This is a genomic window from Amycolatopsis sp. NPDC021455 (genome assembly GCF_040640995.1).
In the GTDB taxonomy this organism is placed as follows: domain Bacteria; phylum Actinomycetota; class Actinomycetes; order Mycobacteriales; family Pseudonocardiaceae; genus Amycolatopsis.
Map to the genome: position 1 here is coordinate 22067 of NZ_JBFACT010000046.1, position 11480 is coordinate 33546.

Below are 11480 nucleotides of genomic sequence, written 5' to 3' on the forward strand. Positions count from 1 at the left end.
GCCGAGGCGTCGATCACGGTTCTTCGCGCAGTTCGCGCACCTTGATTGACCGGAATGTGCAACTATCGTGCCCCCGGCCCGGCCGCCGTGTCAAGGAGCAGCGACTTTCCCGGGTCCGCACGCACGGTGACCACCCGCATGGCAGCATCACGGCGAACGCCGTCGGGGCGTGTCTTCGCGAAGGGGAGTTCTGTGCGGATCCTGTCGGTGGACCTGGGGACGTCCAACACCGTCGCGGTGCTTTCCGCGCACGGCAGGCCGCCCCGGGTCGTCGAGGTGGACGGCTCGGCCAACATGCCGTCGGCGGTGTTCGCCACCGAAGAGGGCACGATCATGGTCGGCCGCGACGCCGAACGCCGCGCCCGCCTCGACCCGACGCGCTTCGAACCGAACCCCAAGCGCCGCATCGACGAGCAGACCCTGCTGCTGGGCACCGACGTCGTCCCGGTGGCCGACGCGCTCGCCGCCATCCTGCGCCGCGTGCTCGAAGAGACCTCGCGCCAGCTCGGCGGCGAGCAGCCCGACGAAGTCCGGCTGACCCACCCCGCGCAGTGGGGCCAGACCAGGCGCAACGTCCTGATGACCGCCGCCCGGCTCGCCGGGATGGGCCCGAACATCCTGCTGGTGCCCGAACCGGTCGCGGCGGCGGCGCACTTCGCGTCGTTCCCCGGGAAGTCGCTGGCCCCCGGCCAGGCGCTCGCCGTCTACGACCTCGGCGCGGGCACCTTCGACGTCGCCGTCGTCGGCGCCACGCAGACCGGGTTCACGGTGCTCGCCGAAGACGGCCTGCCCGACCTCGGCGGCCTCGACGTCGACCAGGCGCTGATGGTGCACGTCGGGCGCGAGGTCTCGCACTCCGACCCGCAGCGCTGGCAGCGGCTGCTGCGGCCCGAGTCGACCGCCGACCGGCGCACCCGGCGTGCGCTGCAGGAGGACGTCAAGGCGGCCAAGGAGGCGCTGTCGCGGCACCCGCAGACCGAGGTGCCGATGCCCGAGCCGTTCAAGGACGTCCTCGTCACGCGCGGCGAGCTGGAAGGCCTGGTCCGGCCGGCGATGCTGCGCAGCGTCGAACTGCTGTCGCGGACGCTGCGGTCGTCCGGGCTGACCCCGGACCGGCTGGCCGGCATCTACCTCGTCGGCGGGTCGAGCCGGCTGCCGCTGGTCGGCACGATGGTCGCGGAGAAGCTCGGGGTGGTGCCGGGCAGCCTCGACCAGCCGGAGACCGCCGTCGCGCTCGGCGCGCAGCACGTGGCCCGCGACGGGCTCTCGGTGCGCACGCAGAACGTCGAGGGGGCGGTGGCCGCGGGGCACCGTCCGCAGTACGCGCCGCCGCCTCCGCCGCCGCAGTTCCACGGGAACTTCCCGCCCCGCGGCCCGCAGCCGATGCCGTCGAACTTCCCGGCGTACCCGCCCGCGCCGGAGAAGGCCGGACCGAAACCCGGCGGGAAGAAGAAGCTGCTCATCGCCGTCGCGGCGGCGGTCGTGGTGGTGCTCGCGGCGGGCCTGACCGTCTTCCTGACCTCGTCGTCTTCGGTGACCACCTACACCGCGGACCAGTGCAGGACGCCCGGTCACGCGGACGACAAGGGCTTCACCGGCTGCCTGCGCCAGCTCGCCGGGAAGATCGCCGACACCGGCGACTGCAAGCCGGGCATGGGCAACGGCCCGGCGGCGCCGGCGCAAAGCCTCGGGGCCGCCTCGACCTGCTCCGCGCCGGGCCGGGCGGGCACCCAGGTGACCTACGTCCACGGCGACAGCGCCGCCGCGCTCAAGCAGTACACCGACGGCCTGCTCGCCTCGGCGGGCGGCGACCGCACCGAGGCCGACTGGGGCGGCAACGGGCTCAAGGGGCACTACTCGTCGGCCGCGGGCCGGACGTCGGCGGTGCTCGTGTTCACCGTGTCGGACCGGCCGCTGGCCGGGTTCATCTACCAGCTGAACACGAGCGAGCAGGCCCAGGCGACGACGCCGGGCACGCTGGCCGACTACTTCGAGCAGAGCGTCCAGCCCGGGGAGTAGCGAACGGACCGTTCGCGCCCTCCGGTTAGAGTGGGTTCGATGCGGATCACGGTTTTCCGGCGGCTGATGGCCGAGGAGTTCGGCCCGGGGCGGGCCCAGGTACTGGCCAGGGATCACGTCCTCAGCGGGCTCGGCGGGCGCACCGTCGACCAGGCGCTGACCGCGGGAATCCCGGCGAAGGAGATCTGGCGCGAGGTCTGCGACGCCTTCGACATCCCGGCCGAACGGCGCTGACCTGGGCGAATACGCACGGGTCCTGACCCGGGCGGGCGAAAATCCTAGCGCAAGGGTGTGTCGCTGCCGACCTCGAACAGGTGTTCGTCTATGGTGTTGTCCACATCGGGTCCAGCGATCCACAGATTGGGCGCCGCGCCTGGAATTGTCGGTCCCCGCCGCTAGCGTCGGACCGGACAGCTGAAGAACCGACACAGAGCCCTCGAGACGGGGGCTTCGACCAGCGAGGTGGACTTCCATGCCTGCAGCACCCGACAAGGACAAGGCGCTCGAGCTCGCGCTCGCGCAGATCGACAAGCAGTACGGCAAGGGCTCGGTGATGCGCCTCGGCGAGGACACCCGGCCGCCCATCGCCGTGATCCCCACCGGCTCGATCGCCCTCGACGTCGCCCTCGGCATCGGCGGGCTGCCCCGCGGCCGGGTCGTCGAGATCTACGGCCCGGAGTCCTCCGGTAAGACGACGGTCGCCCTGCACGCGGTGGCGAACGCGCAGCGTGCCGGCGGCATCGCGGCGTTCATCGACGCGGAGCACGCCCTCGACCCGGAGTACGCCAAGGCCCTCGGCGTCGACACCGACGCGCTGCTGGTCTCCCAGCCGGACACCGGTGAGCAGGCGCTCGAGATCGCGGACATGCTGATCCGCTCCGGCGCGCTCGACATCCTGGTCATCGACTCGGTGGCCGCGCTCGTGCCGCGCGCCGAGATCGAGGGCGAGATGGGCGACTCGCACGTCGGCCTCCAGGCCCGCCTGATGAGCCAGGCGCTGCGGAAGATCACCGGTGCGCTCTCCAACTCGGGCACCACGGCGATCTTCATCAACCAGCTCCGCGAGAAGGTCGGCGTCATGTTCGGCTCCCCGGAGACGACGACCGGTGGCAAGGCGCTGAAGTTCTACGCGTCCGTCCGCCTGGACGTGCGCCGCATCGAGACGATGAAGGACGGCGGCGAGGCGGTCGGCAACCGGACCCGCGTCAAGGTCGTCAAGAACAAGGTGGCCCCGCCCTTCAAGCAGGCCGAGTTCGACATCCTGTACGGCCAGGGCATCTCCCGCGAGGGCTCCCTGATCGACATGGGTGTCGACCAGGCGATCCTGCGCAAGTCGGGTGCCTGGTACACCTACGAGGGCGACCAGCTCGGCCAGGGCAAGGAGAACGCGCGCCGGTTCCTGCGCGACAACCCGGACATCGCCAACGAGATCGAGAAGCGGATCAAGGAGAAGCTCGGCATCGGCCCGCAGCTCGACGCGGCGGCCGTCGAGGCGGTTCCGGCGCCGGTCGACTTCTAGAGAGGCGAGCGGTAACCGATGGCGAGGGCGCCCAAAGTCCCGCCGGCCGAGCTGCCCCCTGAGGAGCGGTACAAGAAGGCCAAGGAGATCTGCTTCGATCTCCTGGCCGCTCGTCCGCGCACCCAGGAGGAGCTGCGGCAGGCGTTGCACCGCAAGGGGTTCGACGAGGAGACGAGCGAAACCCTGCTCGGCAAGCTCGACCGGGCGGGGCTGGTGAACGACGAGGAATTCGCCCAGCTGTGGGTGAAGTCCCGCCACACGAACCAGGGCCTGTCCCGCACGGCGCTGGTGGCCGAGCTGCGGCGCAAGGGTGTCGACGGCGAGGTCGCCGCGCAAGCGGCGGAAGAGGTCGACCGCGAGTCCGAGGAGCAGATGGCCAGGGAACTGGTCCGCAAGCGCCTCGGGTCGCTGGGCAACGTCGACGAGCAGACGGCGTTGCGGCGGCTGCTCGGGTTCCTGGCCCGCAAGGGTTATCCGCAGGGGCTGGCGTACACGGTGATCAGGGAGGAACTCCGCGAGTACGGCGCGGAGTCCACCCTGCTCGACGACGCGGTCATCGACTGACGGCCGAACCGCCCACTCAGAGAGAGGTGGCGGTCACCGGCTCCCGCCGGGCCGGCCGGCGCCGGTCCGAGCGGTGCTTGCGGACCGCCAGCAGCAGGACTGCCAGCAACCCCATCGCCACGCACGTCACCACGGCCGTCAGGACCAGGAACTCGTTCAGCCGGCCGGCGGCCAGGTACGCGCCCAGGGCCACCGCGACCAGCGCGCACACCGCGCGGTCCACAATGGACTCCATCGACAGGAGGGTCGCGCGGTACCGGGAGTCCGGGATGGAGTCGTTCAGCAGCTGCTTCTGGACCGGGAACGCGATGCCCGTCGCCACCGCGAAGACGCATAGCAGCACCACTGCCGGGAAGGAGCCGACGAACACGATCACCCCGAGGCACAGCGCCATCACGATCGTCAGCGTGAACACCGAGCCCACCGGGCCGATCGCGCGGCGGAGCCGGTGGGGGCGGGCCGCGCCGAGCGCTTCGAACACCGTCATCGCGGCCAGCGCCGCGCCGTACCAGTTCACCGAGAGCGACTTCGACTCGAGGATCGGCTGGAACAGGTTCACCTGGCAGATCCGGACCAGCGTGAACATCGCGATGCCCTGCACCATCAGCAGCGCCAGCCAGCGGGACGAGCGCAGCGCCGACAGCGCGCCGCCGACTCCCGCGAGCAGCGACGCCGTCTTGCCGGTCGCGCGGCGGCCGCCGGGGATCGGCGGGAGCTTGTACGCGAACACCAGCGCGATGCCCGCGTTGATCGCCGTCAGCCAGTACGGGGAAGGGAGGTTCCACGTCATCAGCAGGCCGATCACCGGCCAGAACACGATCTTGCCGACCAGGCTGTACGCGCGGCCGACGCCTTCCACGCGAAGGTAGTGTTCGCCGGCACTGGAAGCATGCAGGTACTCGTACAGGTACGCGCTCTGCGCGCCGGACACCAGCGAGCGGGCCAGGGCGATCAGGATGAAGTGCACGAGGAAACCCGGGTACGAGCCCGAGAGCACCGGCACCAGGTTCGCCAGCACCAGCACGCCGGCGCCCGCCGTCAGCGAGGTGCGGTAGTCGAATCGGTCGGCGAGCATCCCGGTCGGGATCTCCAGCAGGCAGAACACGATGTAGTAGATGCTCTGGATGCCGAAGATCTCGCCGTCGGAGAGGCCGGCGACTTTCTGATACTGGTAGAAGATCGGCACCCACAACAGCAGGCCGAAGAAGAACTGGAACCCGTAGGTCAGCCGGACGGCGCGCTGAACGTCGGGTTTCGCGGGCAGGCGAAGGCCCAGCATGGTGTGTCTCCCGGGACAGGTCAGGCCGAATAAGGACGCAGCTGGACGATGTGGACGTGGTCGCGGTCGGCGAGCCACTCGACGTCCACCGGCGAGCCGAAGGTGTAGTCGGGCGAGAAGTGGCCCTGCAGCAGGCGGCCGGCGACGGCGAGCCGCTGCAGCTGCTCGTGGGCCCGTTCGTCGAGGTCCTCGGCCGCGTCGCCGAGCGACACCGTGCGGCCGCCGCCTTCGACCGTCGAGTACAGGTACTGCATCGGCAGCGCCGAACCGTCGACGACGTCCGTCACGCTGGGCGACACGTTGACGTACACCGAGCGGAAGTCCGCGCGGTTCATCGGGTTCGTCGTCACCAGCACCCCGCCGATGTCGGCCGAGACCTGTTCCTGGATCACGACACCCATGAAGCACTCGTCGAGGGAGATCCCGGCCTGGTGGCGCAGCCGCACGCTGCGCACCGACACCAGCGAAGCCCAGACTTCCTTGACACTGGCGAAGATCCGCTCGGCGGTGGTGACGTGGTTGATCGACTCGTAGATCCCGGCGGCCGAGAACCCGGCGAGGTCTTCGGCGTTCGACGAGCTGCGCACGACGAACGCCCGTACGCCGGCCAGCTGCGACACCAGCGCGGAGTCGATTTCGCCGGCGAGCGCGCCCGGCATGCGCGCCGACCGGATCAGGCCCTGCAGCTCGACGCACAGGGGCTCGATCTCCCGCGCGTCCAGCTCGAGGGCCATCTTCAGCTTGCCGATGGCCTGCTGGATCCGCGGCGACGACTCCAGGAACCGCCGCTGCAGCGAGAACGGCAGCGCGATGCCGCGGGGCACGCGGATGTGCTCGTCGAGCAGGCGGCGGGCCGCCGCGGCCAGGTCGGCCTCCGGGGCGACGTCCAGCAGCCGGGCCAGGTACGGCAGCAGGTTGTCCCGCGGCGGCCGCGGCACCTGGTAGAAGCCGAGCAGCCGCTGCGAACCGTGTGCCAGGACGTGGTGCAGCTCGCCGAGGTTGGCCGCCTTGGTGCCGTAGCGGTGCCGGTCGGACGCGCGCAGCCGGGCGAGGTTCACGATCGGGCTGTGGCCGGCCTCCGGCTCCTCCAGGGTGACGCGCTGGGCGTACCAGGCCGGCGGCACCGCGTCGGCCGGCTCGTCGACCTCACGCAGGGAGAGCGTCTGACTGTCCACTGTGTACTCGACCCACTTGCCGTCGAGCCCGCGGCGTTCGATCTCGGCCAGGGCGCCGAGCTGGACGGCGTTCGGGATCCGCCAGCCGGTGGCGAGGACGTTGGTGTGCGACAACGGCGTCGTGTGCCGGGCGTTGACGATGCCCGACAGGCGCGGGATGTCGTCGGGCACGCGGTCCATCACGATGATGTCGGTCCAGTCCAGCGTCGCGGCCCGGTACTCGGCTTCGGTGCGGAACGCGCGCAGCCGTCCCGTCGCCGTGCCCGGGTTCAGCGCCACGAACGGCGCCGTGGAGAACAGCTCGTGCGCGAAGACGCGCGGCAGCTCGCTCGCCGGGATCTCCCGGACGATGCGCTCCTGCAGCTGGTTGGCCGGTTTGAACAGCAGCGGCAGCGCCGGGTCGACGTACTGCGCGACGAAGGCGTGGAACTCGCGGATCAGCGCGGCCGGCATCGTGTCGACCTCGACCGTCTCCAGCGAAAGCAGCTGGGGGTGCAGGGCCAGAATGCCGAGCAGGAACCGCCGGTCGGGCGCGTGGTAGAAGTCCTCGTTGTACGAATCGATCTCGGCGCGCACGCGTTCTTCGCCGACGCCGAGGATCTCTTCGCCGATATAGATCGCGTGAAAGGAATGGCGCGCGTTGTTCAGGAAGTGGATCTTCGCTTGCTCGCGGTCGACCACGACCTTGACGAAGGAGTAGCCGCCGAGAGTGCCGCCGAGCTGGTGAAGTGCGGACACCGAAAGGCGTTCGCCGACGAGGGCGGCCACCGTCTCGGGGGCAGGACTGGGCGCGACCACGCTGGTCAGGGACACGGATTCTCCTCGCTGGAAATAGCGAAGAGAAACGATAACAGGCAGGTAAATGGCCTGCTCGAGTGACGCATGCACCATTCAGCGGAACGCGCCGGATTTTCATGACCGGCGCCACACCCGCTCGGAGCACCGTTCCAGCGCGCTGGAACGGTGCTCCCGGAATGCGGACGCGCATTCCACCGTTCGGGTAAGGCGACGACGCGGAGTGATCTCCGCTACAGCGCGGCGGCCTCCGCGGCCAGCTTCTCGATCGTGGCGGGGTCGAGCGAGGACGTCAGCCAGGAGCCGCCGATGCAGCCGACGTTCGGCAGCGCCAGGTACGACGGCGCCGACGCCACGGTGATCCCGCCCGTGGGGCAGAAGCGCAAGGAAGGCAACGGGCCCGCGATCGACTTCAGGTACGCGACACCGCCGCTGGCCTCCGCCGGGAAGAACTTCAACGCCGACAGCCCGCGCTCGGCCAGCCGCATCGCCTCGGACACCGTGCTCGCGCCGGGCAGGAACGGCAGCCCGGTTTCGAAGCACGCGTCGACGACCGCGTCCGTGCAGCCCGGCGTCACGAGGAACTTCGCGCCCGCGTCGGCCGCCTGCTTCGCCTGGTCTGGCGAGACGACGGTGCCGGCGCCGATGACGATGTCCGGCACTTCGGTGGCGACGCGCTCGATCGCGGACAGCGCAGCCGGGGTGCGCAGGGTCAGCTCGATGACCCCGATCCCGCCGGCGAGCAGGGCCCGCGCCGTGGGCACTGCGTCGTCGGCGTCGTCGATCACCACGACGGGCATCACGGGGGACAGCTCGAGCAGGTCCTGACCGGTGGTCACTGACCGACCTCCTGGGTAGCGAAAGCGGGCATTCCGAAGTGTTCCGGCGTCAAGCCGCCGAAGACCGAAGCGCCCTGGTCGGCGGGGCCGACCGCACGGCGCAACGCGGCGAACAGCTCCCGGCCGGTGCCGGTCCAGGATGCTTCGGACGGCGGCGAATCCACAAGCTCACGCCGGGCGAGCTGGTCGTCACCGACGAGCACGTCGAGCGAGCCCGCGGACGCGTCGAGCCGGATGACGTCGCCGTCCGCGACGCGGGCGATCGGGCCGCCCGCCGCGGCCTCCGGCGTCACCTGGATCGCGGCCGGAATCTTGCCCGACGCACCCGACATGCGACCGTCGGTGAGCAACGCCACGGCGTACCCGCGGTCCATCAGCACGCCCAGCGCCGGGGTCAGGCCGTGCAGCTCCGGCATGCCGTTGGCCCGCGGGCCCTGCTGCCGGATCACCACGACGACGTCCCGGTCCAGCTCGCCGGCCTCGAACGCGGCCTTGAAGTCCTCCTGCGTGGTGAACACCCGCGCCGGCGCCTGGACGACGCGGTGCTCGGGCGCCACCGCCGACACCTTGACCACCGCGCGGCCGAGGTTGCCCTCGACCATCCGCAGCCCGCCGTCCGCGGCGAACGGGCGCCACGCCGGGCGCAGCACCTCCTCGTCGAGGCTGCGGGTGGGCACGTCGCGCCAGACCAGCTCGCCGTCGGACAGGATCGGCTCGGCGCGGTAGCGGTGCAGCCCGAACCCGGCCACCGTGTGCACGTCCTCGTGCAGCAGCCCGGCGTCGAGCAGCGTGCCGACCAGGAACTGGATGCCGCCGGCGGCGTGGAAGTGGTTGATGTCGGCGCTGCCGTTCGGGTAGACCCGCGCCAGTAGCGGCACGACCGCCGAGAGGTCGGAGAAGTCGTCCCAGGTCAGCTCGATGCCCGCGGCCGCGGCGACGGCGACCAGGTGCATGGTGTGGTTGGTCGACCCGCCGGTGGCGAGCAGTGCGATGACGCCGTTGACGAACGCCTTCTCGTCGAGGATCCGCGAGACCGGCGTGTACTCCTCGCCGCGCGAGATCGCGACGACCCGCCGCCCGGCCTCCTCGGTCAGCGCGCGCCGCAACGAAGAACCCGGCTGGACGAAGCTGGCGCCCGGCAGGTGCAGGCCCATCACCTCGACGACCATCTGGTTGGAGTTGGCCGTGCCGTAGAAGGTGCAGGTGCCGGCCGAGTGGTACGACGCCGCTTCGGCGTCGAGGAGGTCTTCGCGCGTCGCGAGACCTTCGGCGTACAGCTGCCGGACGCGCGCCTTCTCCTTGTTCGGCAGCCCCGAGTTCATCGGGCCGGCCGGGACCAGGATCGACGGCAGGTGCCCGAACGACAGCGCGCCGATCAGCAGGCCGGGCACGATCTTGTCGCAGACGCCCAGCAGCAGGGCCGCGTCGAACATGTCGTGCGACAGCGCGATCGCCGTCGACATCGCGATGACCTCGCGGCTGAACAGCGACAGCTCCATGCCCGCGCGGCCCTGCGTGATGCCGTCGCACATGGCCGGGACGCCGCCGGCGAACTGGGCGACACCGCCGGCGGTCCGCACGGACTTCTTCAGCCAGGCCGGGTACTCCTGCATCGGCTGGTGCGCCGACAGCATGTCGTTGTAGGACGAGACGATCGCGACGCCGGGGGCGCGCGCGGCCCGCAGCGCCTCCTTGTCGGCGCCTTCCATGGCGGCGAAGCCGTGGGCGAGGTTGCTGCACGCGAGGCCGCGGCGGACCGGGCCTTCGGCGTGCGCGGCGGTCATGCGGTCGAGGTACGCCGAGCGCGTCGCGGCACTGCGCGCGGCGATGCGCGCGGTGACTTCGGCGACGACAGGATGCAGCGGCGTGGTGGGATGGCTCATGTCCGGCTCCGGATCACGGGGGTGGGGTGGTCCGCGGGACGGCAGCACTGGCGCCTCTGGGTCGTGACACTGGCCACACTACCTCCGGAAAACGCGGAAACAAAATCGATTCAGAAGATCCACCCGCGTGACCCCGATCACCTCCGGGACCGATAGTGTGCTAGTTGTCACACTGCACGACGCGCGGCAAAGCCGTGGGGGCGAGCGATCGCCCGGCCGGTTCCCTGTCGGCCCACCACCAACCCGGGAGGCATGATGTCCACCTCCGAGATCGCCGAGCTGCGGCGAACCATCGGCCAGCTCAGGCAGTGCGTCGGCGCGCTGCGCTCCCGCTACGGCGACGCGTCGGCGGTGCGCCGGCTCGCCAACGACGTGGAGCGCCTCGACATCGACACCGCCGACCTCGACGGTGTGCCGCCCGCCGTGCCCGCCCAGGCCAAGGCGGCCGAACGCGTCCCGGTACCCGACACCCCCTACGACCCGGCGCTGTGGCACGGCGCCGATGACGAAGGCGTCGGCGGCTACAAGCGCGACCAGCGGTGAGCGCACCCGCTGACAACGGCGTCGGCACCGGCGTCCGGGCCCCGAAGCGGGCCCGGATCGCCGAGCGCACCCTCCGCACGGACCGGTGGTGGCTCCAGCCGCTGCTGACCGTGCTCGGGCTGTCGGCGTTCATCGTCTACGCGACGATCCGGTCGTTCGTGCGCACCGCGTACTGGGTGCCCGACTACCACTACCTGACGCCGTTCTATTCGCCGTGCCTGTCCACGTCCTGCGTCGAGGGCTCGAGCCACTTCGGCCACTGGTTCGGCGACCTGCCCGGCTGGATCCCGCTCGGGTTCGTCGTGCTGCCGTTCCTGCTCGGGTTCCGCCTGACCTGCTACTACTACCGCAAGGCCTACTACCGGTCGGTGTGGTTCTCCCCGCCGGCCTGCGCCGTCGCGGAACCGCACGCCAAGTACACCGGCGAGACGCGGCTGCCGCTGATCATCCAGAACGTCCACCGCTACTTCTTCTACGTCGCGCTGATCGTCTCGCTGATCAACACCTACGACGCGATCACGGCGTTCCACGGGAAGACCGGCGGCTTCGGCTTCGGGCTGGGCAACATCATCCTGCTCGGCAACGTGGTCCTGCTCTGGGCCTACACGCTGTCCTGCCACTCCTGCCGGCACGTGACCGGCGGCAGGCTCAAGCACTTCTCCAAGCACCCGGTGCGCTACTGGATCTGGACCAAGGTCTCGAAGCTCAACACCCGCCACATGACGCTGGCCTGGACGACGCTCGGCACGCTGGTGCTGACCGACTTCTACGTCATGCTCGTGGCCAGTGGCGCGATCTCCGACCTGCGGTTCGTGAACTAGCGCTCCCTTCCCCCACAACGACACGTCCCCAGTTCCGAGGTGG

The 11480-nt window shown here is 70.6% G+C and carries 10 protein-coding genes; 6 read left to right on the forward strand and 4 right to left on the reverse strand.

Annotated elements, in window-relative coordinates; all coding sequences use genetic code 11:
• Positions 1-192: 192 nt before the first annotated feature.
• From AB0G28_RS34780 to AB0G28_RS34795, 4 genes are all read left to right on the forward strand, one after another.
• Positions 193-2019, forward strand: coding sequence for an Hsp70 family protein (locus tag AB0G28_RS34780; RefSeq protein ID WP_361099117.1), 1827 nt, complete (start codon positions 193-195; stop codon positions 2017-2019).
• Positions 2020-2058: 39 nt separating this feature from the next.
• A complete protein-coding gene (locus tag AB0G28_RS34785) occupies positions 2059-2253 on the forward strand; it encodes a DUF3046 domain-containing protein (RefSeq protein ID WP_361099120.1) in 195 nt (64 codons plus the stop codon).
• 238 nt (positions 2254-2491) lie between these two features.
• The gene (gene recA / locus AB0G28_RS34790; protein ID WP_003054505.1) at positions 2492-3538 is read left to right on the forward strand and encodes a recombinase RecA; all 1047 of its coding nucleotides are present in this window, start codon (positions 2492-2494) and stop codon (positions 3536-3538) included.
• Between the two features lie 18 nt (positions 3539-3556).
• Entirely contained in the window at positions 3557-4102 is a 546-nt protein-coding gene (locus tag AB0G28_RS34795) for a regulatory protein RecX (protein ID WP_361099123.1), read from the forward strand.
• Between the two features lie 16 nt (positions 4103-4118).
• Here AB0G28_RS34795 and AB0G28_RS34800 read toward each other — a convergent pair whose 3' ends face one another.
• The 4 genes from AB0G28_RS34800 to edd all read right to left on the reverse strand — a co-directional run bounded on the left by AB0G28_RS34800 (position 4119) and on the right by edd (position 10073).
• On the reverse strand, positions 4119-5381 hold the full coding sequence (locus tag AB0G28_RS34800) for an MFS transporter (protein WP_361099126.1): 1263 nt from the start codon (positions 5379-5381) through the stop codon (positions 4119-4121).
• A 20-nt stretch (positions 5382-5401) separates the two neighbouring features.
• A complete protein-coding gene (locus AB0G28_RS34805) occupies positions 5402-7369 on the reverse strand; it encodes a PEP/pyruvate-binding domain-containing protein (protein WP_361099129.1) in 1968 nt (655 codons plus the stop codon).
• Between the two features lie 215 nt (positions 7370-7584).
• Entirely contained in the window at positions 7585-8190 is a 606-nt protein-coding gene (gene eda / locus AB0G28_RS34810; RefSeq protein ID WP_361099132.1) for a bifunctional 4-hydroxy-2-oxoglutarate aldolase/2-dehydro-3-deoxy-phosphogluconate aldolase, read from the reverse strand.
• Positions 8187-10073, reverse strand: coding sequence for a phosphogluconate dehydratase (edd, locus tag AB0G28_RS34815; protein WP_361099135.1), 1887 nt, complete (start codon positions 10071-10073; stop codon positions 8187-8189). Before edd ends, eda begins: the two co-directional genes overlap by 4 nt.
• 255 nt (positions 10074-10328) lie before the next feature.
• Here edd and AB0G28_RS34820 point away from each other — a divergent pair, with 255 nt between their 5' ends.
• Positions 10329-10616, forward strand: coding sequence for a hypothetical protein (locus AB0G28_RS34820; protein ID WP_026469165.1), 288 nt, complete (start codon positions 10329-10331; stop codon positions 10614-10616).
• Positions 10613-11437: a hypothetical protein gene (locus AB0G28_RS34825; protein WP_361099139.1), complete on the forward strand. Its 825-nt coding sequence runs from the start codon at positions 10613-10615 to the stop codon at positions 11435-11437. The genes AB0G28_RS34820 and AB0G28_RS34825 overlap by 4 nt, the downstream gene beginning before the upstream one ends.
• Positions 11438-11480: the final 43 nt, after the last annotated feature.

Excerpts from the sequence above, each read along its gene's own strand:
- AB0G28_RS34785 (WP_361099120.1), top strand. The coding sequence starts at position 2,059 with ATGCGGATCACGGTTTTCCGGCGGCTGATGGCCGAGGAGTTCGGCCCG.
- AB0G28_RS34820 (WP_026469165.1), top strand. The coding sequence starts at position 10,329 with ATGTCCACCTCCGAGATCGCCGAGCTGCGGCGAACCATCGGCCAGCTC.
- edd (WP_361099135.1), bottom strand. The coding sequence starts at position 10,073 with ATGAGCCATCCCACCACGCCGCTGCATCCTGTCGTCGCCGAAGTCACC.
- recA (WP_003054505.1), top strand. The coding sequence starts at position 2,492 with ATGCCTGCAGCACCCGACAAGGACAAGGCGCTCGAGCTCGCGCTCGCG.
- AB0G28_RS34800 (WP_361099126.1), bottom strand. The coding sequence starts at position 5,381 with ATGCTGGGCCTTCGCCTGCCCGCGAAACCCGACGTTCAGCGCGCCGTC.
- AB0G28_RS34795 (WP_361099123.1), top strand. The coding sequence starts at position 3,557 with ATGGCGAGGGCGCCCAAAGTCCCGCCGGCCGAGCTGCCCCCTGAGGAG.